Source organism: Kribbella sp. NPDC023855 (genome assembly GCF_040639475.1).
GTDB lineage: Bacteria > Actinomycetota > Actinomycetes > Propionibacteriales > Kribbellaceae > Kribbella.
On record NZ_JBFAAA010000008.1, the window covers coordinates 90,765 to 114,092 of the forward strand.

The following is a 23,328-nucleotide window of genomic DNA, read 5'->3' on the forward strand; positions in this document are numbered from 1 at the left end:
TCGGTGAGACCCCTGTCCTCACTTCGCAGCCCTGAAGACGGATGAAGGGCACTCCGGGGTTGCACGCGGTTGGTGTCCGGAACGCACAACAGGTTCCGGGAAACCCGGAACCTGTTGCGGTGTCCAGTCGATCAGCGGAGCAGGTAGGCCCCGATGACGGTCTGGTCGGTCGTGTTGCCGGCCGCGTCGACCAGGTGCGCCTTCAGCGAGATCGCCCCACCCTTCGGCGTAGCGAAGATCGCTTTGTAACCGGCACCGACCCGTACGACGGACGCCGGCTTCCAGGTCTTGCCGTCGTCACCGGAGACCTTCAGCTCCAGCTTCTTCACGGCCGGCACCACCGCGCCCGGCTGGGCCGTCAGGGTGATCGGCAACACGGTCACCGGCAGCCGTTTCGCCGTGTTGCGGCTGTCCACGGCCGGTCGGTAGCCGACCGTCCGCACCGGGATGATCTGTTCGGAAGCGGCCTTGGCGGAGCTGAACGTGAAGGCCAGGTCGATCTTGCGCGACAGCTTCGTCAGCGACGACCGATCCAGCGAGCTGACGAACGTGTACTTCGCCTTCGCCGCCGGCAGGTCTTCGGCCACCAGGTCACCGAACCATTCGGACTGGCCGATCAGCTTCCCGTCGCGGTAGAGCTTGCTGCTCTGGCTGTCCGCGACCGTCGCGCCGGTGTGCCCGTCCGCATCCGTGGTCGAGAAGACTCCCAGCTCCAGCGTGTTGCCCAGGCGCTGCAGGAAGAACGGCGTCGGCGCGAACGTCGCCGCGTTGTAGCGCTCCCGATACGACTGACCGGCCCGGTACTTCGTCGCCGGCGAGCTGAGCTCGGTCACGGCGATCGGGAACGGGTCCTCCGGATCGGGACTCGGGATCACCTCGCGGACCGAGGTCTCCCAGCTGACCGGCGCCGAATCGACCAGCAGGGTGGACTTGGCCGGCAGGTCGAAGTTGACCACCGGGACCCAGACCCCACCCAGGCCGGGTGCGGCCGGGAAGACGACGCGCTCGGCCTGGCGATCAGCGGTCGCGTTGATTGTCTGGGTCACGGTGGCCAGGTCCTTGGCCCGCACGGTGCGTGCGAAGCCGTCGAAGAAGGTCCTCGGCTGCATGTTCAGCAACCCGTACAGGAACGGGGTGTTCGTGAACCGGCCCTCGGCGTTCGGCCGGCCCCAGAACGAGCTCACGTGGGAGAACATCTGACCGTCCGGTGCCGGCCCGCCCAGCTTGCCGGCGTGTATCCCCTGGAAGTCGAAACTCAGCAAGCTCGAGCTGAGACCGCCGATGTCCGGGTCCGGGCTGGACCGGTCGTACCCGACGTCGGCGAGGATTGCTGTCGCGCTCTGGTTCGGGACGGTGGTGGTCACCGGCTTCGCGGTTCGGGCATCGACCACGACCTTCTGGTCGCTGGTCAGCCGCACCAGCGGCTGGACGATCATGTAGCTGTCCCAGGTTTCCGTGCCGGGCCGCTGCACGTGCTGGAGGCCGTCCAGCACGTAGTCACCCTTGGGCAGCCGGACCTTCACCGTGCCGCTCGGGTGGCTGTAGAAGTTGAACCACCGCTGGGTGAGGCCGAACACGAGGCTGCTGCCCTCAACGGCCGGCTTGCCGTCAGGGCCGATCTGGTCGATCGTCAGCGTGTAGCTCTCGACCTCCTTGACCACCCCGGCCGGAGTGGTCAACGCGACGCCGGCCGCGGTGGCGGTGATCCGCCCGGAGTACAGGCCGTCCGGACCGCTGTGCTTGGTGTTCGAGGTGGCCTGGACCGTTGCGGTCCCACCCGCCGGCACAGTCACTGACGCCGCGCTCAGGGCGAGCGAGCCGGCCGGCGCCGGTGCTCCGGTCGAGTCCACGAGCGAACCGGTCAGAGCGAGCGTGACTGCTTTGTCGCCGAGGTTGCGATAGGTGATCGTCTTGGTCACCGGGGTGTCGTCGGCGTGCGGCCACTGGGCGGTCCCGAAGGAGACCCCACCCGGCTCGGCGATGACGGACTGCCCGATCGCCTTCGCGACGTCGATCCGGCCCGCGCCCTGGTCGAACGTGGTCTGACCGGCGGCGACCTTGGCCGACGCCATCAGCGCGCCCTTGAGCTCGGCCGCCTTCCAGCCCGGGTGCTGCTGAGCCAGGATCGCGGCCGCGCCGACCGTGTGCGGTGTCGCCATCGACGTACCGGACATCATCACGTACTTGTCGCTGACCGGCTCGCCGATCACCCCGTCCTTGGACCGGGCGGCGACGATGTCGACGCCGGGTGCGGTCACGTCGGGCTTGAGCGCGCCGTCACCGGTCCGCGGGCCGCGGCTGGAGAAGTACGCCAGCTGGTCCTGCTTGTCGACCGCGCCGACGGTCAGCGCCGCGTCCGCGCTGCCCGGCGACTCGACCGATCCCTCGCCCGGGCCGCTGTTGCCGGCCGCGACCACGAACAGCGTGCCGGTCTGGGCGGTCAGCCGGTTCACCGCTTCCTCGATCGGGTCGAGCTCAGGAGTGTCCTGACCGCCGAGGCTGATGTTGACGACCCTCGCCTTCACCTCGGTGGCGGCCCACTCCATCCCGGCCAGGATCGCCGAGTCGGGGCAGCCGTCGGCCGAGCAGACCTTGCCGTCGTAGAGTTTCGCGGCCGGTGCCACACCCTTGTACCTGCCGCCCGACGCCGCCGCCGTACCGGCGATCGTCGAGGCGACGTGGGTACCGTGCCCGGTCTTGTCGCCGGCCGCCTCCTCGGTGAAGTTCTTCGCGCCGGCGACCTGGGTGGCCAGGTCCGGATGGGTGGCGTCGATCCCGGTGTCGAGTACGGCGACCGGGATGCCCTTGCCCGTGAAGCCCGCCTGCCAGGCCGCCGGCGCACCGATCTGCGGGACGGACTGATCGAGCGAGATGTGCCGCTTGCCGTCCAGCCAGATCTTGTCGATCCCGTTGGCCGACCGGGCGGCAGGACTTACCCCGTTGAGGAAGGCCGCTGCCTTCTTCTTGTCCACCTTGAGTGCTGCCCCGTTGATCACCGGCAGATTCCGGCTGACGGTGGCGCCGGCCAGGGCCGACCGTTTCGCCTTGCCCTGGTAGGTGACTAGGACGGGGATCACCTTGGTCGCGCCGTCGTCGTACCCGGCCTTGATCAGCCCGGCGACGTCGAACAACCGGCTGTCGAGCCGGCCGGCCGTCACGGCTGCGCTCACATCGGACGGGATCACCAGCATCCGGTCCTTCTGCCGGTGCGTCCGGAACTTCACGCCCTCGCGGCCCGGCGCCGGCCGGACCGAGGCCTTCGCTGGATCACCACCCCGCAAGGTGACCTGGTCGCCCGTCACCAGTGTGACGGTCTTGTCCTGCGCGGCAACGGCCTTGCCTGCCTTGGCGTTCCGCTTGCCGTCCGGCGCCGGTGGACCTGCCTGTGCTTGCCCGGCGGCGCTGAACCCCAGGCTCAGCACGGCCAGTGAGGCGACAGCGGTCAGTCCGAGTCGTCTCGCTCTGGTTCTGGATTTCACGGTGAGTCCCTCCCAGTCGGTTGTCCTCATCAGGCACCGACCCGAGGCCCTCACAGTGCGGATCCGGGGCGGCACACACAGTGAGACGCGGGACTGGTCCAGACCGTTGCTCGGCCGGCGTCATTTGCAGGTTCCGGCAAATGACGCCGGCCCCCTTGACAGCAGCCGGATCCTCAGGCCGGAAACGACGGTACGGCGGCCAGCAGGGTGCGGGTGTAGTCCGACGACGGGTTGGCGTAGAGCTCGGCGCTGGGGCCGGACTCGACGATCCGGCCTTGCTGCATCACGGCGATCCGGTCCGCGACGTGCCGGACCAGCCGCAGGTCGTGGCAGATGAACAGGTAGCCGAGGCCGAGCTCTTTCTGCAGTTCGATGAGCAGCTTGATCACGCCGGCCCGGATCGACGGATCGAGCGCGGAGACCGGTTCGTCGAGGACGAGGAGCCTCGGGTTGCTGGCCAGCGCCCGGGCGATGCCGACCCGCTGGCACTGGCCGCCGGACAGCTCGCGAGGCAGTCGCCCTGCCAGGGACCGGTCGAGTTTGACCAGCTCCAGCAGTTCGTCGACTCTGGCCGGCCCGGCAACCGGGTCCCAGCGACCCTGGACGCGGAGTGGCTCGGCGATGGCGTCGCGGACCCGCAACCGCGGGCTGAGCGAGCCATAGGGGTCTTGGAAGACAGGCTGCAGGGCCGGCCGCAAACCACGCAGCGCCGCCTTGTCGAGAGTCGCCAGATCGACTCCCTCGAACCGGACCTGGCCACCGTCGGGACGGCGCAATCGCAGGACGGCGGCCGCAGTACTGGACTTTCCGCAGCCCGATTCGCCTACCAGAGCGAGGGTTTCGCCCGCCTGGACTTCGAACGAAACCCGGTCGACGGCGACCGTCGGCCGCCTTCCGGCGTACCGGACCGTGAGGTCGCGTACTTCGAGTAGCGGCGTCATCGGTAGAGCTCCTCGAGCGAGGCGATCAGGTCGGCGGTGTACGGCGAGCGCGGAGCGGTCAGCACCTGATCGACCGGCCCGGACTCGGCTTCGCGGCCGTCCGCCATGATCAGCACGCGATCAGCGAACCCGGCAACGGCGGCCAGGTCGTGGGTCACCAGCACCACCGCCGCGCCGGACTCGTCGCGAACGCGGTTGAGCAGCTCGAGGATCTGCGCCTGGATCCGCGGATCGAGTGCCGTGGTCGGCTCGTCGGCGAAGATCAGGTCGGGGTCGTTGACCATCGCCATCGCGATCACGGCCCGCTGCCGCATCCCGCCCGAGAACTCGTGCGGATACGCCTGCGCTCGCCGGCCCGCCTCCGGAATGCCAACGCGCTCCAGGGCCGGATCGCGCCCTCCAGAGCCGCCTTCCGCCCACCACCCTGGACCGAGCGAATCGCGATCGCCAACTGCTCTCCGACCGGATGCACCGGACTGAGCACCGACAACGCATCCTGCGGAACGAAACCCAGTCGTCGCCCCCGAAGATCGCGGTACGAGCTCTGAGCAGCACCGGCCAGCTCTCGGCCAGCAAATCGAACGCTGCCCCGCACCTCGGCGCTAGGCCCGAGCAAACCCAGTACAGCCTGGACAGTCAGCGACTTGCCGGCACCTGACTCACCGACGATGGCCAGGATCTCCTTGGGCGCAACGTCGAACGACACCCCTCGTACTGCGGTCACGGGACCACCCCGGCCGCGCACGGTCACCTCGAGATCCCGTACTGCGAGCAGCGCTGTCATCCCCGAATCGCTTCTACAACAGGGGTTCTGCGCGGAGCCGGCAGTGTGGACAGCGAAACGGCCAGCGCTGCAAGGAGCAGGAGCATGGCCACCGGTGCGAGTGCCGCCCACGGAGCGCGCTCCACGTAGGGCAACGACTCGGCCAGGCTCGCTCCCCATTCGGGAGCCGGCGGTTGTGAGCCGAGACCGAGGAATCCCAACGAAGCAAGGGCCAACGCGATCGCGGGCAACCGGATCACAGCGTGGCGCGCCACCGGACCGGCCACCGCCGGAAGGACGTGCCGGGTGAGGATCCAGCTCGGGCTCGACCCGATCGCCCGCTGCGCGGTCAGATAGCCGGCGGCACGAGTCTCCTGCACCAGGGCGGCAGCATGCGCGGCGAGCGAGGGCCAGGAGACGAGCGCGACGGCGATCGACGCACCGATAGTGCCCGGGCCGAGCACGGCCGCGACCACGATGCCTGCGATCACCGGCGGTACGGCGTTCGCCGTCTCGGCAGCGCCGGTCGTCACGCTGGGCAGGAACCCCGCGACCATCGCCACGACGTACGACGCAAGGCAAACAAGAACGGCCACGCCGGCCGTCGCCGCAGCGCCGTGCCCGACCCGGGCGAGAACGTCACGACCGAGGGAGTCCGTCCCGAGCGGATGCGCCCAGGTCGGCGCGGCTAGACGAGCAGTCGTGTCGAGTTCCAGTGGCTCGAGGAACAGCCCCCAGCCGATCACCACAGCCAGCAGGACTGTGCAGACGACAGGCACCACGCGCTGCAGGGGCCCAACTGTTGTCACCGGCATCGTCAAGGTGAGTGCCTCGTCCCGCAAGCCCGGTCCCAGCAGGCGACGCCTCGCGACTTGGGCCAGCAGTCCCGCCACCACTCCGAGCAGCACCAGGATCAACACGGAACCTTGCAACAAGGGCAGGTCCTGCGACTCGGCCGCATCCAGCGCAGTACGGCCGATTCCTGGTACTGCGAACACGGCCTCCACCGCGACTGCGCCTCCAGTGAGGCCGACCGCCACTAGCCCGAACAGGGGTACGACAGCCGGCACGGCCCGGCGTACTGCGGCTGCTGCGATCCGAGCTGGCGTGCAACCAGCGGAACGCCAGAGGCCCACCCAACGCTCCGCGAACACCGCCGGCAACGTGTCGTCGACCAGCCGCCCGAGAAACCCACCGGCCGGCAGGCCCAACGCCAGTGCCGGAAGGATCAGGTGCTGTCCTCCTTCCCACCCGTACGGCGGGAGCCACCGCAGCCAGACCGCGAAGCCCAGCATCAGCAGCGTGGCCAGGAGAAACTCCGGTACTGCGGCCAAAGTGCTCGCGGTGACTCCGGTCGGCCCGGTCCGGAGCGTGCCGCGAGCGCCGCGGATCAGCGTGGGCAGGCAAAGGGCGACCGCGAGGACGACGGCGATCAGCAGGGCGGCCAGCATCAGAGTCAGGGAGACACCGGCTGCGGACAGGATCGACGGCAGGACCTCGTCGCCACTGGTCCAGGACTGGCCGAAGTCGCCCCGTAGTACTCCGCCGAACCAGCGTCCGAAGAGCTGCAGCGGGCTTTGGTCGAGCCCGAGTTCGGACCGGATCGCACCGATCGCCTCCGGCGTCGGCTCCTGCTCGGCCGACCTCGCGCGCAGTACCGACAGGGCGGGATCGCGGCCGGACAGCCAGGGCAGCAGACCGATGACGATGACGACGAGGGCGGTCGCGACGACGCGCGTGGTCAGGGCCGTGGCGGCGTTCCTCACCGCAGCTGGGTCTCCGCCGTGACGAGCATCCGCTCCCGCGAGTCCTTGGCGGAGTTCAGCAGCTCGGGCGCGTCACCTTGGATGACCCGCTCGTGCAGCAACGGAACGGCCGCGTCGGTCCGCAGAATCGCGGCCTCGGCCTGCAGGATCGCGGCCCGCCGCTCATCGCCGGCCGGGATCCCCGCCGCCTTGGTCAGGGCCGCGTCGACCGCGGGGTTGCACAACTGGGCGATGTTGAACGATCCGGCGCAGGCGAAATCACTGTACATGTAGGCCACCGGGTCACCCGAGTCGAGCACGGTGGCCCGGGACAGGATGAACGCGTCGAACTCGCCGGCCAGCGCGTCCTCTTCGATGTGGGCGTACTCGCGGACGACCTGCTTGACGACGAAGCCGGCCCTTTGCAGTTGCTGCTGCAGGACCGAGGCCACCTCGGGGAGTTCGGCTCGATCGGTGAAGGTCGCCAGCGTGATCGTCGTACCGGCCGGAGACTTGGGAGCGATCCGGTCGGTCAGTGCGGTTCGGCCCTTGGCGGCCCAGGGTAGGGCCGGGCCGAGCAGGCCGGCGGCCAGGTCTGCCCGGCCTTCGTAGACGCCCTTCACCAGGGCTTCGCGGTCGACGGCGGCGCGGATTGCGGCCCGCAGCGCGGGGTCCTTCAACGGACCTGTCTTGGTGTTGAGGTAGAGGGTGTTGGTCCGGGGCATCGGGACTTCGGTAATGGTCTTGGGCTCGAGCAGAGCCGCCTGGGAGACCGGGATCCCTTCGACCAGGTGGGCCGAGCCGCTCCGGATCGCGGCGGCCCGGGCCGCACCGTCCGGCACGAACGAAACGTCGATCCCTGCTGCGTGGGCCTTCTCACCCCAGTACCCGTCGTACCGGTCGAGCCGGGCGCCGCTGGTACCGCGAACCTCGACGAGCTTGAACGGGCCGCTGCCCGTGCCGATGGGGCTGACCCGCTTCCCGAAGTACGCCGCCTTGGCGAGGATCGACAGCTGCGGCGAGGAAAGGCGTTGCGGTACAAGCGGATCGGGGTCGGCAGTGCTGACCAGCACAGTGTTGCCCTTGGCAACCGCTGTGAGCTTCACGCCGTCCAGGATGCGCGGCTTCGGCGACGCGGTGGTGGCCCGCGTCAGCGCGAACGCGGCGTCCTGCGCGGTCAGGACCGTGCCGTCGTGGAACGTGACGCCGGAGCGGATGGTGAACTCCCAGGTCAGCGGCGAGCTGCGCTTCCAGGACGTGGCGAGCGCTGGCTGGGCGTCGCCGAGCTCGTCCAGCTTGATCAGCGTCTCGGCCGTACTCCAGCGGGACAGCTTGAACGCGTCGTCACTGAACGGCGACAACGCCGACCGCGGCGGCAACATCATCGCCACCTTGATCCGGCCACTCCCCTCCGCCGTCGTGGTGGTCTCCGCGCCAGCCCCGGCGAAACAGCCAGTCAGCAACAAAGACGAGGACAGCAAAACAGCAACGGGGACAACAGAAACGCGCACAGGGGCTCTTCCAGAGGTGACGGACGGGTCGAGCCGTAAGCTAGCACATGACAATCATTTTCTTTAAGCCCAGCCAGCTGTAGCCCACGCAGCCTCCGCCGTTCGCTCCTACGTCGCTCACCGCGTCGACCGCTCCCACCCACCCGGGTACGCGGGCTCCTCCGTCGCCCGCTCGAGTGACCACCTGACGCGCAGGCCGCGACCCATCGGGGAGAACCGCCATCCGCGGGCCGCAAGCGGCGGTTCATTGCGGTCGGGCTGGGCTGGGCGTCAGGTCTTCAACTGAGCGGGCGACGGAGGAGCCCGCGGGCGGGGTGGGTGGGAGCGGTCGACGCAGTGAGCGACGTAGGAGCGAGGGGCGGAGGCTGCGTGGGGAGAACAACCGCAGTCAGTTGGGGACGATCAGGCCGAGTAGGCCTATTGCGGCGCCGACGCCGGCTAGGAGGGCGATGTCGAACATTCGGCCGCGGACGCGCAGTAGGCCGGCGGCCGCGTCGCTGAGGCTGAGTCTTAGGAGGGCGGCGAGCAGGACGCCGCCGGCGAAGATCAGGACGCCGTTGCGCCAGTCGTAGAAGGTGAGCGTGACCAGGCCGGTCAACGCCACCAGCCCGGACAGCACCAGCGGCCACTCGCTGCGCCGCTCGGCCTTGCCTGTCATAAGCCCGCCGCGACCGACTGGGCCGCTTCGGCCGCCTCGACGACGTTGGTGAGCAGCATCGCGCGCGTCATCGGACCGATCCCGCCGGGCATCGGCGCGATCCAGCTCGCCACCTCGCGGGCCGCCGGGTCGATGTCGCCGACGATCTTGCCTTCGGCGTTGCGGCTGGTGCCGACGTCGAGCAGGACCGCGCCCGGCTTGACCATGTCGGCGGTGATCAGCCCGGCCGAGCCGGCGGCGGCGATCACGATGTCACCCGTCTTGACGACAGCGGCCAGGTCCTTGGTGCCGGTGTGGCACTGGGTGACGGTCGCGTTCTCCGAGCGACGAGTGAACAGCAGACCCATCGGCCGGCCCGCGGTGACACCACGGCCGACGACAACCACATGCGCGCCGGCGATCGGTACGTCGTACCGGCGGAGGATCTCGACGCAGCCCTTCGGGGTGCACGGCAGCGGGCCGTCCTGGCCGAGGACGAGCTTGCCGAGGCTCATCGGGTGCAGCCCGTCGGCGTCCTTGTCCGGGTCGATCAGGCCGAGGATCGTGTTGGTGTCGACGTGCTTGGGCAGCGGGAGCTGGACGATGAAACCGGTGCAGTCCGGGTTCTCGTTCAGCTCGATCACCTTGGCCGCGATCTCGTCCTGGGTCGCGGTCGCCGGCAGCTCGACCTGGATCGACGCGATCCCGACCGCCGCGCAGTCCCGGTGCTTGCCGGCCACGTAGGCATGACTGCCCGGGTCGTCGCCGACCAGGATCGTGCCGAGGCCGGGCACGATGCCCTGCTCGGCCAGTTTCGCCACCCGGACCGCGAGCTCACTCTTGATCGCCGCCGCGGTCGCTTTTCCGTCCAGAATCTCCGCTGTCACAACACCGGAGTCTGCCAGGGCCGCCCACGGGAGCGTGAACTGGCACACAATCCTGACCGATCGGTTGGTAACTGACCGATCGGTCAGTTATGGTCGGCACCATGGCATCCAGTACTCCGGTCCGCGAACGGACCCGGCGCGAGATCGTCCAGCGCGCGATGGAGTTGTTCCAGACGAACGGGTACAACGCCACCTCGCTGCAGGACATCGCCACCGCGGCCGGCTGCTCGAAGGCGACCGTGCTCTACCACTTCAACGGCAAGGCCGCCGTCCTGGCCGCGGTCCTCGAGCCCTCCGCCGCCGCGCTGGACGGCGTACTGGCCGAGCTCGAAGTACTCTCCCCGGCCGCTGCTCAGGAGCTGGCCATCAGCCGTTTCGTCGAGCTCGCAGTCGAGAAGCGCGGCATCATCAACGTGCTGCAGGACGTCCTGCAGTCGATCGAGGAGATGCCCGAGTTCACCGACCTGATCGCGGCCGGTATGCGCCTGACGGCGTACCTGGCCGGCAGTCCGGACCCGCTCGAGAACGCCATCGCCAACTTCGCCATCGGCGGGCTGCTCAACGAGTGCCGGCGTCCGGGCGAGCAGACCGACGACGAACTCCGCACCCTCTGCGACACCGCGCTGCGCCGGCTGCTCCAGCCACCTGCCTGACTCTCTCCTGCCCGCCCGCACTGACCGAACGGACGCTTCCTGATGGCCAACCTCCTCTACCGGCTCGGCCGGTTCTCCTACCAGCGGCGCAAGCTCGTCGCGGCGATCTGGACGTTCGTCCTGGTCCTGCTCGGGATCGGCGCGCTGACGCTCGGCGGCCAGACCTCGAACACGTTCTCGATCCCCGGGACCGAGTCGCAGCGGGCGCTCGACGCACTGCAGAAGGACCTGCCGGCCGCGAGCGGCGCCTCGTCGTCGGTGGTCGTGAAGGCACCTGAGGGCAAGACGCTGATGGATCCGGCCGTGAAGGCCGCCGTCGGCGCGACCGTGGCCAAGGTCGCGGCCGTGCCCGAGGTGGTCGCCGCGATCGATCCCTTCACCAGCAAGGCGATCAGCCCGGACGGACGGACCGGACTGATCAGCGTCCAGTTCGACAAGCCGGCCGATGAGCTGTCGAAGGACAGCACCGAGGCGTACGACCACCTGTCCGCGTTGAGCACCGGCGATCTGCAGGTGGTGCCGGGTGGTCAGATCGTCGGCGGACCGCCGGAGATCGGGTCCACCGAGGCGATCGGCGTCGCGATCGCGGCCCTGGTCCTGGTCGTCACCTTCGGGTCGCTGGTCGCGGCCGGCATGACGTTGCTGACCGCGCTGCTCGGCGTACTGGCCGGGATGGCCGGGTTGTTCATCGTCACCTCGTTCGTCGACGTCTCGTCCAGTGCTCCGATCCTGGCGCTGATGCTCGGCCTCGCGGTCGGGATCGACTACTCGTTGTTCATCAGCTCGCGGCATCGCACGCAGCTCGCGGCGGGGATGGACATCGAGGAGTCGATCGCCCGCGCGACCGCGACGGCCGGCTCGGCCGTGACGTTCGCGGGCGCGACCGTGGTGATCGCGCTGGCCGGGTTGAGTGTGGTCGGGGTGCCGTTCCTGACGGCGATGGGGCTTGCCGCGGCGGCGACGGTACTGACCGCAGTACTGGTTGCGTTGACTCTGCTGCCGGCGTTGCTCGGGTTCATCGGCCGGAAGGTGCTGCCGCGGAAGATCCGCAAGACTGCTGTGACTCCGGCCGTTGAGGGGTTCGGCTTCCGGTGGGCGCGGTTGATGACGCGGTTCCGCGTCCCGGTTGTTGCCGTAGGCATCATTGGGCTCGGCGTACTGGCGCTGCCGACGCAGGACATGCGGCTGGCGCTGCCGGATGGGGCTTCGGCTGCGGCTGGTACCAATCAGCGGGTTGCTTACGACTTGGCGGCGGCCGCCTTCGGCCCCGGCTCGAACGGGCCGCTGGTCGTCGTGGTGAAGACCGGCAGCGCGGCGGCTTCCGGCGTACTGGTCGAGCAGGTTATGGGGAAGGCTAAGGGGCTGCAGGATGTGGTCGCAGTACAGCCTGGGCCGGCTAGTGCTGACGGGTCGACCCGGCTGGTCAGTGTGATCCCGAAGAGTGGGCCGGCTTCGGAGGAGACCGCTGACCTGGTGAAGGATCTGCGGAATGCGGTGAAGCCACTGGCGTCGGGTGACGCGTCGATCTCGATCACTGGTAACACGGCGGTGGGCGTGGATGTGTCGAACAAGCTGACGGCCGCACTGCCGATCTACTTGCTTGTCGTGATCGGGCTGTCGTTCCTGCTGTTGCTGCTGGCGTTCCGGTCGATCCTGGTGCCGCTGAAGGCGACGCTCGGCTTCCTGCTGACGATCGGCGCGACCTTCGGCATCACCGTCGGCGTCTTCCAGAAGGGCTGGGGCGCATCGCTGCTCGGCGTCGACTCCCCCGGGCCGCTGGTCAGCTTCCTGCCGATCATCATGATGGGCATCCTGTTCGGGCTGGCGATGGACTACGAGGTGTTCATCGTGTCCCGGGTGCGGGAGGAGTTCGTGCACGGCAAGCACGCCACCGAGGCGACCATCCAAGGCGTCGGCCACGGCGCCCGGGTGGTGACGGCGGCCGCACTGATCATGGCCGCGGTCTTCGCCGGCTTCATCCTGGTCGAGGACCCGATCATCAAGACGATCGGCTTCGGCCTCACCATCGGCGTCCTGATCGACGCCTTCGTGGTCCGGATGGCCGTAGTACCAGCAGTCCTCTCCCTCCTGGGCGACCGAGCCTGGTCCTTCCCGAACTGGCTCGACCGAATCACCCCGAAGGTAGACATCGAAGGCGACTCCCTCCGCACCCAGAAACCCACGGAGAAAGAACTCGTCCCCGTCGACTGACCGCTTTCTCTTCCGTCGAGTCCCGCGCCCGCCAGGGTGCGGGACTCGACGTGGTTTGCCTCCGGAATGCGGCAGGTCTTGCTGGAGTTATGCGGGATAGTTTATTCTTGAACTATCGATCAGCGAGGAGTCTGACATGCCTGCCGTCACCGTCAGCGACATCACCGTTTTGCCGCGCGTCCACCAGCCCGACCCGGCCGTCGCCAGCGAGCGGGCCGTCCGGTCGGTGACGTCGGCGCCGAGCGGCTACGAGGGCGAGGGATTCCCGGTACGCCGCGCCTTCGCGGGCGTCGACATGCGGGACCTCGACCCGTTCATCCACATGGACCAGATGGGTGAGGTCGAGTACGCACCGGGCGAGCCGAAGGGCACCCCGTGGCACCCGCATCGCGGCTTCGAGACCGTCACCTACATGCTCGACGGGATCATGGAGCACCAGGACTCCCAGGGTGGCGGCGGCGTCATCTCGAACGGCGACACCCAATGGATGACCGCCGGTAGCGGCCTGCTGCACATCGAGACTCCACCGGAGCACCTCGTCCTCAGCGGCGGACTCTTCCACGGCATCCAGCTCTGGGTGAACCTGCCGCGAGCGCAGAAGTGGGCAACACCGAAGTACCAGGACATCCGCGGTGGTGACTCGGCTCTGCTGTCCACGCCGGACGGCGGCGCCTTGATCCGCGTGATCGCCGGCTCGGTCGACGGCCACCAGGGTCCCGGCTCGACGAACACCCCGATCACGCTGGTGCACGCGACCGTCAGCCCCGGCGCCGAGATGGTGCTGCCGTGGCAGCCGGACTACAACGCGCTCGTCTACGTGCTCGCCGGCCAGGGCACGGTCGGCGCCGAGCACCGGCCGATCCGCAAGGGCCAGCTCGCCCTCTTCGGCCCCGGCGACACAATCCGTACGGCGGCAGCCCTCTCCCAGCCCTCCGCCGAACCCAACCTCGAGGTCCTCGTCCTCGGCGGCCGCCCGATCCGCGAACCGATCGCGATGGCCGGCCCGTTCGTGATGAACACCCGCGAAGAGGTCATCCAGGCTTTCGAGGACTTCCAGGCCGGCAAGCTCGGTTCGATCCCCGCCGTCCACGGCCTCGGCACCAACCTGCACGAGTCCAACTGACCCTCACGGCAAATAGTCGCCGCTGTTGTCGAGGTCGATGTAGAGCTCGATCCGCGGGTCGTCGGCATCGGCTCCGTAGTACTCAGCAAACCGCCGAGCCGCCGGCGACCCGCCGTACTGCGGATTGAGACCGCCCGAGAGACTCTTCACCATCAACGCGACATCGACGTACGGATCCCCGAGACCAAGCCGACTGAGATCGAGAATCCCGTTGAATCGCAGGGTTTCCGGATCGATGAAGACATTCGGCGCCGCATAATCGCCATGGGTGACGACTGCGCGCTCGCCAGGAAACGGCGACACAAAAGGGCAGTCCGTCAGCCCATGAAGCTCCCGAAGCCCCTCAGCAACAGCCCGCAGTACCGCATCCCTGTCGCCAGCCGGCCAGGCCTGGGACGCGTCACGTCCAGGAAGTCCTGACGTGAGCATCCAGTCGTCACCACGGTCGAGAACGCGCGGACACGGAAACCCCGTGGAGTTGAGCCAGGCAAGGCGCGCGGCTTCCTCGTCCACACCGCGTCCGGCCTTGTGGAAAAGGGTTTCGCGGCCACGACGCAGGCGGGTCACCGTCGCGTCGGAGTGGCCGACATGGACCGGTTCGGCGGTGTTCGCGCCGAACCGGGCCAGCAGGAAATCGTTGCTCACCTACCGCAGATTACGGTGCAGCGCTGAGATCAGCTCGCCGTTTGCGGTGTCGCCGTCCAGGGACCAGATCATGGCGCCGCCTAGGTTGCGGTCGGAGATGTAGCGGGCCTTGCGCTTCATCTCGGTGGGGTCGTCCCAGGTCCAGAACGTCGTACCGTCGAACAGCCAGGCGAAGCCGGCCTTCTCGTCGCGGTGGACGGTGAAGGTGTTCGCCTTCGTTTTCAGGATGCGGTAGTCCTCGTAGCCTTCCTCGTACGTCGCTGGTGCGGGGCCGGTCGCGGGCTGGAAGAGGCCGTTGTTCTGGTTGGTCACGCCGGTCCAGCCGCGGCTGTAGAACGGCACGCCCATCACGAGCTTGTGCCGCGGCGCGCCTCGCTGGAGGTAGGCGTCGATCGTCACCTGGGAGCTGAACTCCGCCGTCGACGGGTCACCCGCCGGTCCGTCGATCGCGGACTGCTGGTTCGTCACCGGGTCCCACGCGCCGTGATAGTCGTACCCCTGCGTAGTGGCGAAGGTCAGGTCACGGAAGAGCTGCTTGACCTGGAAACCGCGGTCGATCTGGACCGGGTCGGCGGGCAGGAACGCGGTCAGGTTGTAGCGGCCGCGGAACGGCCAGGAGGCCTGGTCGAGCTGCTTGCGGTACTCACGCACGAGCCCGGTGAAGTTCTCCCGATCCTCCGGCCGGATCACGTTGCCAGGGTTGCCCTCGCTGGCCGGCCATTCCCAGTCGAGGTCGATGCCGTCGAAGACACCCTTCGCGGCTCCGGCCGGTGCGCCCGGAAGGTTGCCCTTGATCCACATGTCCAGGCACGACTTCACGTGCGCGGCCCGGTTGGCCGGGAGGGCGGCATCGGAGAAGTCCTTCGAACCGGTCCAGCCGCCGAGCGAGATGCTGATCCGCAGCTTCGGGAACTTCTGCTTCAGCTGCTTGAGTTGGTTGAGATTGCCGGAGAGCGGCTGCCCGGCCTCGTCGGCCTTGCCGCTGACGCTCTGCTCGGCGGTGAACGGCCGCTGGTAGTCGGCCCACGGGTCGCTGCTGACGCACTTGCCCTGCTCGTCCAGGAAGCCGAACGCGTAGTTCAGGTGGGTGAGCTTGGCGGCCGTTCCGTTCTTGACCAGGTCACTCACCAGGAAGTTGCGGTCGTAGCCGCTCCACTGGGTGTAGTAACCGACAACACGCTTCTGACTGTGCGCCTCGGCCGGTACCGCGGTCAGTCCGACCGGGACCACCACCGCGGCTGCCACCAGCAACGCAAAACTCCGACGTTTCACCGACATGCTTCTCCCCAACGGGCGGTTTGAGGGACAGATGTCGCTCACGATAGGTCGCTAGCAGTTAAATAAGCAACCTTCCTAACGAATAAGACATGAGAAGCATCACTTCTATCTGTATCTAAGTGAACGCCCTGCGTAACCACGCGTGCTTAAAGTCCAGCCCATGTCGACCACGCGCCTCGTCCGGACGGCCGCCGCTGTTGTCCTCATCGCCGCCGCTGCCCTCGGCACCGTCGCACTGACCAGGTCAGGCGGCTCGACCGACGCCAGCGCCGCCGCGGCGCCGATCAGCACTGCCGACCAAGCACTGCTTCACCAGGCCGAGCAGCGGCTGATCAAGCAGTGCATGACAGCGGCTGGCTTCCGGTACGCCGAACGCCCGGTCCCGCCGCCCCGCACCGAGCGGCGGTTCGCCTACATCATCGACGACGTCGCCTGGGCCAAGGTGCACGGCTACGACGACCCCAACCCCGCGCCCCGCAGTACGAATCCCAACAGCGCCTACGCCCAGAGCCTCTCCGCCGCTGAGGCCCGGCGCTGGGAACGCACGCTGATCGGTGACGGCAAGCAGATCTCCTTCGAGCTCGGCGACGGCAGCCGGATCTCCACCAGCGACAAGGGCTGCCTGGCCACCGCGCGCCGCGCCCTGTACGGCGACCTGCCGTTGTGGTTCCGCGCTCGCCGGACCTCCGACGGGCTGGTCTACATCGTCTACTCGAAGGTTCAGCACGACCCGCGGTACGTCGCCGCCATGGCCGAGTGGGCCACCTGCGTGCGCGGCCGCGGCTATGCCGCGGAGACCCCGGGCCGGCTGATGGAGGTCGTGAAGCAGCGCAGCAAAGGCCAGTCACGCCAGGCGATCCGGGCAGCGGAGATCGCCGGCGCGGTGACCGAGGCCGGCTGCGCGACCAGCACCTCGCTGGCCGCCACCGTCCGCGACCTGCACGCGGAACACCTCACCAAGACCACCGCCGAGAACCGGCGGGAGTTCCAGCAGCTGGAGCGACTGGAACGGGCCGCACTGCCCCAGGCCAAATCCGTCCTGGGGCATTCGTGACCACTACGACGAAAGAGAAGACCGCCTTGCGATCAACCGCCATGAGAGTCAGCGCGTTCCTGGCCATCGTTTTCCTGGCCGGCAGTACCACCACCGTGTCCGCCAACGCCGCGACCACCGCGGACCCCGACATCGGCGCCTGCCCCCGGGGCTTCTTCTGCGCCTGGTCCGACGACAACGCCGAGGGCCGGATGGCCAAGTGGGAGGGCGACGACAGCTGGTGGGGCGACGACGGTATGCACGACGACGCCGAGACCATCTACAACAACGGACACCCCGGCACCTATGACGACGTGGTGCTCTACTTCGACGTGAACTACCGGACGATGGCGTTCTGCCTGCCGCAGGGCGACTGGCGCGACTGGGACATGTCGGACAACGACTACGACTCCCACAAGTGGCGCTCCGGCTGCTGAACCAACGCAACAGCCCCCTGCCTTCCGAAACCGGAGGCAGGGGGCTGTCGTAGTACTAGTGGAAGAAGTGGCGGGTGCCGGTGAAGTACATGGTGACGCCGGCCTTGGTGGCGGCTTCGATGGCCAGGTCGTCGCGGATGGAGCCGCCGGGCTGGACTACCGCCTTGACACCGGCTTCGAGGAGGACCTCGAGGCCGTCCGGGAAGGGGAAGAAGGCGTCGGAGGCGGCTACTGAACCGGCCGCCCGGTCACCCGCGCGGGAGACTGCCAGGCGGCAGGAGTCGACGCGGTTGACCTGGCCCATGCCGACGCCGACCGAGGCGCCGTCCGCGGCGAGCAGGATCGCGTTGGACTTGACCGCGCGGCACGCCTTCCAGGCGAACGCGAGGTCGGCCAGCACCTCGTCGGAGGCGGCTTCGCCCGCGGCGAGGGTCCACTTCGACGGGTCGTCGCCTTCGGCCTGGAACACGTCGCGCTGCTGCATCAACAGACCGCCGCTGACCGCACGGATCTCGACCGGCGGGCCGTCCTCACCCGGCGGGCAGACCAGCACGCGGATGTTCTTCTTGGCCTGCAGGATCTCGACCGCGCCGTCCTCGTACGCCGGTGCGACCAGCACCTCGGTGAAGATCTCCGCGACCTGCTTGGCCAGCTCGACCGTGACCGGCCGGTTGGTGGCGATCACGCCGCCGTACGCCGAGACCGGGTCGCACTCGTGCGCTCGCCGGTGCGCCTCCGCGATGTCCTTGCCGACCGCGATGCCACACGGGTTCGCGTGCTTGATGATCGCGACCGCGGGCTCACTGAAGTCGTACGCCGTACGCCGGGCCGCGTCCGCGTCGACGTAGTTGTTGTACGACATCTCCTTGCCGTGCAACTGCTCGGCAGAAGCCAATCCCGAGCGGCCGTTGCTGTAGAGCGCAGCCGGCTGATGCGGGTTCTCGCCGTACCGCAGTACGGCCTTCTTCTCCCAGCCGGCACCAACCCAGGCCGGGAAGCCCGTGCCCTCGCTGCTGTCGGTGAGCACGTTGCCCATCCAGGACGCAACGGCCACGTCGTACTCCGCGGTGTGCACGAAGGCCGCTGCCGCGAGCTTCTGCCGCTGCTCCAGTGAGAAACCGCCCTCGTCCAGCACGGCGTAGACATCGGCGTACTGGTCAGGAGAGGTCACGACGGCAACGTTCGCGTGGTTCTTGGCCGCGCCGCGGACCATCGACGGTCCACCGATGTCGATCTGCTCGACACACTCGTCGACGGACGCACCGGACGCGACGGTCTCGCTGAACGGGTACAGGTTGCTGACCAGCAGGTCGAACGGCTCCACCCGCATCTCGGCGAGCTGCTCGACGTGGTCGGGCTTGCGGACGTCGGCGAGCAGCCCGGCGTGCACCTTCGGGTGCAGCGTCTTGACCCGCCCGTCGAGGCACTCGGGGAACCCGGTCAGCTCCTCGACCTTGGTCACCGGCACGCCCGCGGCAGCGATTCGGCCCGCGGTCGAACCAGTGGACACGATCTGGACGCCGGCCTCGGACAGCGCCTTGGCGAGCTCCTCCAGACCGGTCTTGTCGTAGACGCTGATCAGCGCCCGGCGGATCGGCCTGCGGTCGGTGCTCACTTCGTGGTGACCTTTCGTCCGGTGATGGTCCAGCCGTCGCGGACCAGCCGGCCGACCCACTCCACCAGCTGGCGGCGCTCGACCTCCTTGATCCGCTCCGTCAGGGTGTCTTCGGTGTCGTCGTCCTCGACCGGTACGACGACCTGGGCGATGATCGGCCCGGTGTCCACCCCGCCGTCGACGAAGAACAGGGTTGCGCCGGCCACCTTGACGCCGTACTCGAGCGCGTCACGCGGTCCGTGGATGCCGGGGAACGCTGGCAGCAGCGCGTTGTGGGTGTTGATGTAGCGATCCCCGAAGCTGGCCAGGAAGTCGTCACCGACCAGCTTGAGGAATCCGGCCGAGATGACCAGATCGGGCCGGTACTGCGCGACGGACGCGGTCAGCGCGCGATCCCAGTCGGCCCGCTCGGGATAGTCCTTGACCTTGTGCACGAAGGTCGGTACTCCGGCCGCCACGGCCCGGTCCAGCCCGGCGATGCCTTCGCGGTCAGCGCCGACGGCCACCACCTGGGCGCCGTACGCCGGATCGGCGCACGCGTCGAGCAGGGCCTGCAGGTTCGAGCCGGAACCCGAGATGAGCACGACGAGGCGCGCGGGCTCGGGCGTGGGCGCAACCGGGTCTGTCACGCGGCAAACCCTATCGCTCGGGGTCGGTCCCGCTCTCAGCCGGTCGCCGTGCGGCGATGACGGCCGCGGTGATCGAGGCGCCGATCGCCATCGCGGCAAGGAGCACGCCGGCCGCAGGCACAGCACCCGGTACGCCGACCGCAGCCATCCGGCCCGGCCCAGCAGCGCCACCCGAGAGCACCATCAGCACCATCAGGACCGTCCCAGCCAACAGGGCCGCGATACCGCCACGGAGAGCGAAGGCATCCCAACCGAGCGCATCGGAGTCCTCCGCAGCGAGCCCACGCCGGGCAACCACGAAGCCGGCCAGTACCCCAGCTCCCAGCGGCACCAGAGCCGTCAGCACCAGCAGGTACGTCGGTGTGGCGCCATCAGCCGGTACTGCGGCCAGCAGCGGCAGTGCAGGCAGGTTGCCGACATCCACCCCGGTCGGGGCGATCGTCGTACCGACTCCCAGCTGGAAACCTGGGCCGGCGATGAACGCCACCGTGTACAGGATCATGTTGGGTAGCAGCATCAGACAGATCGCGAATAGCACCACCGAGCCGACCACGCCGGCGTCCAGCAGCTCCAGCATCGAGGTGACGCGGGAGAAGTGGACTGCCAGCAGTACGGCGTACAGGAGGCTCGCGACAGCGAATATCGCGAGTACTGCGGCCGCAGCGGCAGGGATCACGTCTCGCAGGCCCTGTGGAGTCGCGTCGGCAATGTCCTCAGCAGCTCCGGACTCGACCAGTACTCCGGCAGTGCCCGCGATGATCGCGAGTGTGGCCGCTCCGAAGAACGCTGCCGCCGGGGAGACCTTCACGGCGCCGTCAGAGGTCAGGAGCGCGATGACCAGCGCACCGAGACCGTAGGCGACGGCTAGTACTCCGGAGGCCGTAGCGAGGTCTTTGGTCGTGTCTGCCCCACTCACGCGAGCAGTGAACCGGCCACCGCGATACAGGCACCAGGCGAGGAACAGGGTCAGCCCGAGCGGTGCGATGGAGACCTTGGCGTCAGAGACGGTGGCACTGGCCTTGTGAGCGACCAGCCACACAGAGGCACCGGCACGGACCGCACCGGACGCGCCACCGAAGGATGCGGCCAGCCAGCCGACCACTGCGACGGCAGCACAGGCCAGTAGTCCGGTCAGCAGACAGGCACCTGCTCCTATCACCGCCGAGACGATCACTGGCTTGGTCGGTGCGATGGCGTCGGGCTGGGCGGGCCCGGGCGCCTGGTGAGATCCGCCGTCACGGGCGCCCGGACGGCTCAGCATGTCGGTCATCTCCGTCCATCGTCACTCGCTGCCGGGGGACTGCTCGTTGTGACACGCCGGATATGGAAGACTTCGGCCCTGCTTGGGGGTGTTGGTCAACTCCCTGCAGTCGCGAGCAGGTGCTCGGTGCGGTAGGTGACGGGCCACCAGGTACCGTCGGGTGGAATCAGTCTGGAGGTCAAGAACTAGTGACCGGTTCCCACCGCGCCTCACGAGCCGGCGGCCGCGCCGCCGCCCGGGAGGCTCGCCGTCAGCAAGTACGCCGGCGGAACCAGTTGATCGGCGCGGGAGCCGCCGTCCTGCTGCTCGTCGGTGGCGGCGGCGTCGTGGCCCTGAACGCGTTCGGCGGCGACGACTCCCCCAGCGACGCCAAGTCCGGCAGCCCGGACGACCGGCTCAGCGGCAGCGACTCGGGTCTGCTGAGCGACGCCAAGGTGCTGCTCGACGGCACTTCGGCCAAGCAGCTCGCCCCGGCGGCCGGAGCCTGGGCCGTCGCGAGCACCGACGACGGCAGCAACGCCCCCGACCGGTCCTTCGTCTGCCAGGCGCAACGGTTCGCCGACCCGGCCGGAATGCGGACCTGGATCCGCACCTTCAGCAACCCGTCGACCAAGGACACCGCGGTCCAGTACGTCGAGGTCTCCAACGACGCGGCGGCCGCCGGCAAGGCGTACACGACGATCACCGGCTGGCTCAGCACGTGCAACACCCCGCAGGTCCGGCTGATCTCCAGCTACCGGACCGAGGGCCTCGGCAGCAAGGGTGTGGTCGCCGTCTTCGCCCAGCCGGGTGCCAAGACCACCAAGTACCGCACGATCAGCGTGAGTACGGCCGGCCAGACCACGATGGTGGTGGAGCACGACACGGTCGGCAAGGCAGCGCCCAAACCGGACGCCCTGGTCGCCACGGCCGGCACCGGACTGAAGCGGCTCTGCGCCGAAGCGAAGTGCACGACCGGGACGCCGACGATGAAGCCGGCCCTGCTGCCGACCACCGAGCCGGCCGGTTTCATGGCACCGATCGACCTGCCGGTCCTGCCGACCATCAACAAGCCCTGGGTCAGCACCTCGAGCACTACCCCGAAGGGCACCGGCTGCGAGGGCAAGATCGACCTCAAGAAGGCCAAGTCCACCTCGAACAAGGCGCAGACGTACGTCGTACCGGAGGCGACGGTGCCGGCCGAGTTCGGGCTGGACACGATGGTGGCCGCGTTCCCGAGCTCGGCGGCGGCCGCGAGCTGGGTGAGCCAGCTGCGCAAGAACGTCGACGGCTGCAAGAAGACCATCTCCAACGCGACCGTGAAGCAGACCGGCGAGGTGGAGTACGGCAGCATCCGCGGCGAGAGCTGGGAGGCGTCGTACGACACCGGCAAGGACAACAAGTTCACCTACCGGATCGGGGTCGCGGTGAACGGCACGCGCGCGGTGTACGCGCTCTTCCCGGTGCTGGAGGATCTCGACATCTCCAACGCGGCCTTCAACGAAGTACTGATCCGCGCCGCCGAGCGCGCCGCCACCTACAAGTAACCAGGACCACGCAGAACGGCCCCCGGAGCACCGGGGGCCGTTCTTGTGCTGCTGCTGACTACTTGGTCAGGCCCTGCATGATCTCGCGCATCAGGTTGGCGGTCTCGGTCGGCGTCTTGCCGACCTTCACGCCGACGGCCTCGAGGGCCTCCTTCTTCGCGGCCGCGGTGCCCGACGAGCCGGAGACGATGGCGCCGGCGTGGCCCATCGTCTTGCCCTCGGGCGCAGTGAAGCCGGCCACGTAGCCGACCACCGGCTTGGTGACGTTGTCCTTGATGAACGCCGCCGCCCGCTCCTCGGCGTCGCCGCCGATCTCGCCGATCATCACGATCGCGTCGGTGTCCGGGTCGTCCTGGAACGCCCGCAGCGCGTCGATGTGGGTGGTGCCCACGATCGGGTCGCCGCCGATGCCGATCGCGGTGGAGAAGCCGAAGTCGCTCAGCTCGTACATCATCTGGTAGGTCAGCGTGCCCGACTTCGACACCAGGCCGATCCGGCCGGCGCCGGCGATGTTCGCCGGGATGATGCCGGCGTTGGACTCGCCCGGCGTGATGATGCCCGGGCAGTTCGGGCCGATGATCCGGGTCGTGCCGGAGGCCTGCGCGGCGGCGAAGAACGCGGCGGTGTCGTGCACCGGCACGCCCTCGGTGATCACCACGACCAGCGGCATGCCGGCCTCGATCGCCTCGAGCACCGCGTCCTTGGTGAACTTCGGCGGCACGAAGATGACCGAGACGTCGGCCCCGGTCTCCTTGATCGCGTCCGCGACAGTACCGAAGACCGCGACGGCCTTACCGTCGAAGTCGACCGACTGGCCGGCCTTGCGCGGGTTCACGCCGCCGACGATGTTGGTGCCGGAGGCAAGCATCCGGGTGGTGTGCTTGGTGCCTTCCGAGCCGGTCATGCCCTGGACGACGACCTTGCTGTCCTTGGTCAGGAAGATAGACATTTCAG

The 23,328-nt window shown here is 68.6% G+C and carries 20 protein-coding genes; 6 read left to right on the forward strand and 14 right to left on the reverse strand.

The window, feature by feature from the left end; all coding sequences use genetic code 11:
- Positions 1 to 131: 131 nt before the first annotated feature.
- The 8 genes from AB0F51_RS26025 to AB0F51_RS26060 form a co-directional block, all read right to left on the reverse strand.
- The gene (locus AB0F51_RS26025; RefSeq protein ID WP_360284195.1) at positions 132 to 3,479 is read right to left on the reverse strand and encodes a S8 family serine peptidase; all 3,348 of its coding nucleotides are present in this window, start codon (positions 3,477 to 3,479) and stop codon (positions 132 to 134) included.
- Positions 3,480 to 3,652: 173 nt separating this feature from the next.
- Positions 3,653 to 4,420 (reverse strand): ATP-binding cassette domain-containing protein, encoded by a 768-nt coding sequence (locus AB0F51_RS26030; protein ID WP_360284196.1) that lies wholly within the window; start codon positions 4,418 to 4,420, stop codon positions 3,653 to 3,655.
- Complete coding sequence (locus tag AB0F51_RS26035; RefSeq protein WP_360284455.1) at positions 4,417 to 4,803, reverse strand: ATP-binding cassette domain-containing protein; 387 nt, start codon at positions 4,801 to 4,803, stop codon at positions 4,417 to 4,419. Before AB0F51_RS26035 ends, AB0F51_RS26030 begins: the two co-directional genes overlap by 4 nt.
- Positions 4,716 to 5,204: an ATP-binding cassette domain-containing protein gene (locus AB0F51_RS26040; RefSeq protein ID WP_360284197.1), complete on the reverse strand. Its 489-nt coding sequence runs from the start codon at positions 5,202 to 5,204 to the stop codon at positions 4,716 to 4,718. Before AB0F51_RS26040 ends, AB0F51_RS26035 begins: the two co-directional genes overlap by 88 nt.
- Positions 5,201 to 6,949, reverse strand: a complete 1,749-nt coding sequence (locus tag AB0F51_RS26045) for an ABC transporter permease subunit (protein ID WP_360284198.1) — start codon at positions 6,947 to 6,949, stop codon at positions 5,201 to 5,203. The genes AB0F51_RS26040 and AB0F51_RS26045 overlap by 4 nt, the downstream gene beginning before the upstream one ends.
- The gene (locus AB0F51_RS26050; protein WP_360284199.1) at positions 6,946 to 8,439 is read right to left on the reverse strand and encodes an ABC transporter substrate-binding protein; all 1,494 of its coding nucleotides are present in this window, start codon (positions 8,437 to 8,439) and stop codon (positions 6,946 to 6,948) included. Before AB0F51_RS26050 ends, AB0F51_RS26045 begins: the two co-directional genes overlap by 4 nt.
- Before the next feature lie 388 nt (positions 8,440 to 8,827).
- Positions 8,828 to 9,097, reverse strand: a complete 270-nt coding sequence (locus AB0F51_RS26055) for a DUF3017 domain-containing protein (protein ID WP_360284200.1) — start codon at positions 9,095 to 9,097, stop codon at positions 8,828 to 8,830.
- Complete coding sequence (locus AB0F51_RS26060) at positions 9,094 to 9,963, reverse strand: bifunctional methylenetetrahydrofolate dehydrogenase/methenyltetrahydrofolate cyclohydrolase (protein WP_360284201.1); 870 nt, start codon at positions 9,961 to 9,963, stop codon at positions 9,094 to 9,096. The genes AB0F51_RS26055 and AB0F51_RS26060 overlap by 4 nt, the downstream gene beginning before the upstream one ends.
- 101 nt (positions 9,964 to 10,064) lie before the next feature.
- Here AB0F51_RS26060 and AB0F51_RS26065 point away from each other — a divergent pair, with 101 nt between their 5' ends.
- From AB0F51_RS26065 to AB0F51_RS26075, 3 genes are all read left to right on the forward strand, one after another.
- Positions 10,065 to 10,616: a TetR family transcriptional regulator gene (locus AB0F51_RS26065; protein ID WP_360284202.1), complete on the forward strand. Its 552-nt coding sequence runs from the start codon at positions 10,065 to 10,067 to the stop codon at positions 10,614 to 10,616.
- A gap of 42 nt (positions 10,617 to 10,658) precedes the next feature.
- Positions 10,659 to 12,827 carry an MMPL family transporter gene (locus tag AB0F51_RS26070; RefSeq protein WP_360284203.1) on the forward strand — a complete coding sequence of 723 codons (2,169 nt, stop codon included), beginning with the start codon at positions 10,659 to 10,661 and terminating at the stop codon, positions 12,825 to 12,827.
- Positions 12,828 to 12,963: 136 nt separating this feature from the next.
- Entirely contained in the window at positions 12,964 to 13,950 is a 987-nt protein-coding gene (locus tag AB0F51_RS26075; protein WP_360284204.1) for a pirin family protein, read from the forward strand.
- 3 nt (positions 13,951 to 13,953) lie between these two features.
- Here the strand turns inward: AB0F51_RS26075 and AB0F51_RS26080 are convergent, their stop codons facing one another.
- Both AB0F51_RS26080 and AB0F51_RS26085 read right to left on the reverse strand, forming a co-directional pair.
- A complete protein-coding gene (locus tag AB0F51_RS26080) occupies positions 13,954 to 14,595 on the reverse strand; it encodes a phosphotransferase (protein WP_360284205.1) in 642 nt (213 codons plus the stop codon).
- The gene (locus AB0F51_RS26085; protein ID WP_360284206.1) at positions 14,596 to 15,873 is read right to left on the reverse strand and encodes a glycoside hydrolase family 18 protein; all 1,278 of its coding nucleotides are present in this window, start codon (positions 15,871 to 15,873) and stop codon (positions 14,596 to 14,598) included.
- Positions 15,874 to 16,033: 160 nt separating this feature from the next.
- Between AB0F51_RS26085 and AB0F51_RS26090 the strand changes: the two genes are divergently transcribed.
- On the forward strand, positions 16,034 to 16,927 hold the full coding sequence (locus tag AB0F51_RS26090; RefSeq protein WP_360284207.1) for a hypothetical protein: 894 nt from the start codon (positions 16,034 to 16,036) through the stop codon (positions 16,925 to 16,927).
- 41 nt (positions 16,928 to 16,968) lie between these two features.
- Positions 16,969 to 17,343: a peptidase inhibitor family I36 protein gene (locus AB0F51_RS26095; RefSeq protein WP_360284208.1), complete on the forward strand. Its 375-nt coding sequence runs from the start codon at positions 16,969 to 16,971 to the stop codon at positions 17,341 to 17,343.
- A gap of 55 nt (positions 17,344 to 17,398) precedes the next feature.
- Here the strand turns inward: AB0F51_RS26095 and purH are convergent, their stop codons facing one another.
- From purH to AB0F51_RS26110, 3 genes are read right to left on the reverse strand one after another with little or no spacing between them, the layout of a single operon-like run.
- Entirely contained in the window at positions 17,399 to 18,958 is a 1,560-nt protein-coding gene (gene purH, locus AB0F51_RS26100; protein WP_360284209.1) for a bifunctional phosphoribosylaminoimidazolecarboxamide formyltransferase/IMP cyclohydrolase, read from the reverse strand.
- Positions 18,955 to 19,587, reverse strand: coding sequence for a phosphoribosylglycinamide formyltransferase (purN, locus tag AB0F51_RS26105; protein ID WP_360284210.1), 633 nt, complete (start codon positions 19,585 to 19,587; stop codon positions 18,955 to 18,957). The genes purH and purN overlap by 4 nt, the downstream gene beginning before the upstream one ends.
- A 10-nt stretch (positions 19,588 to 19,597) precedes the next feature.
- Positions 19,598 to 20,857 (reverse strand): DUF6350 family protein, encoded by a 1,260-nt coding sequence (locus AB0F51_RS26110; protein WP_360284211.1) that lies wholly within the window; start codon positions 20,855 to 20,857, stop codon positions 19,598 to 19,600.
- Between the two features lie 179 nt (positions 20,858 to 21,036).
- Between AB0F51_RS26110 and AB0F51_RS26115 the strand changes: the two genes are divergently transcribed.
- Positions 21,037 to 22,374, forward strand: a complete 1,338-nt coding sequence (locus tag AB0F51_RS26115) for a hypothetical protein (RefSeq protein WP_360284212.1) — start codon at positions 21,037 to 21,039, stop codon at positions 22,372 to 22,374.
- Between the two features lie 58 nt (positions 22,375 to 22,432).
- Here the strand turns inward: AB0F51_RS26115 and sucD are convergent, their stop codons facing one another.
- A complete protein-coding gene (sucD, locus tag AB0F51_RS26120; RefSeq protein WP_360284213.1) occupies positions 22,433 to 23,323 on the reverse strand; it encodes a succinate--CoA ligase subunit alpha in 891 nt (296 codons plus the stop codon).
- Between the last annotated feature and the right edge of the window lie 5 nt (positions 23,324 to 23,328).

Excerpts from the sequence above, each read along its gene's own strand:
- AB0F51_RS26030 (WP_360284196.1), bottom strand. The coding sequence starts at position 4,420 with ATGACGCCGCTACTCGAAGTACGCGACCTCACGGTCCGGTACGCCGGA.
- AB0F51_RS26110 (WP_360284211.1), bottom strand. The coding sequence starts at position 20,857 with ATGACCGACATGCTGAGCCGTCCGGGCGCCCGTGACGGCGGATCTCAC.
- sucD (WP_360284213.1), bottom strand. The coding sequence starts at position 23,323 with ATGTCTATCTTCCTGACCAAGGACAGCAAGGTCGTCGTCCAGGGCATG.
- AB0F51_RS26065 (WP_360284202.1), top strand. The coding sequence starts at position 10,065 with ATGGCATCCAGTACTCCGGTCCGCGAACGGACCCGGCGCGAGATCGTC.
- AB0F51_RS26095 (WP_360284208.1), top strand. The coding sequence starts at position 16,969 with ATGAGAGTCAGCGCGTTCCTGGCCATCGTTTTCCTGGCCGGCAGTACC.
- AB0F51_RS26085 (WP_360284206.1), bottom strand. The coding sequence starts at position 15,873 with ATGTCGGTGAAACGTCGGAGTTTTGCGTTGCTGGTGGCAGCCGCGGTG.
- AB0F51_RS26055 (WP_360284200.1), bottom strand. The coding sequence starts at position 9,097 with ATGACAGGCAAGGCCGAGCGGCGCAGCGAGTGGCCGCTGGTGCTGTCC.
- AB0F51_RS26075 (WP_360284204.1), top strand. The coding sequence starts at position 12,964 with ATGCCTGCCGTCACCGTCAGCGACATCACCGTTTTGCCGCGCGTCCAC.
- AB0F51_RS26090 (WP_360284207.1), top strand. The coding sequence starts at position 16,034 with ATGTCGACCACGCGCCTCGTCCGGACGGCCGCCGCTGTTGTCCTCATC.
- AB0F51_RS26040 (WP_360284197.1), bottom strand. The coding sequence starts at position 5,204 with ATGACAGCGCTGCTCGCAGTACGGGATCTCGAGGTGACCGTGCGCGGC.
- AB0F51_RS26070 (WP_360284203.1), top strand. The coding sequence starts at position 10,659 with ATGGCCAACCTCCTCTACCGGCTCGGCCGGTTCTCCTACCAGCGGCGC.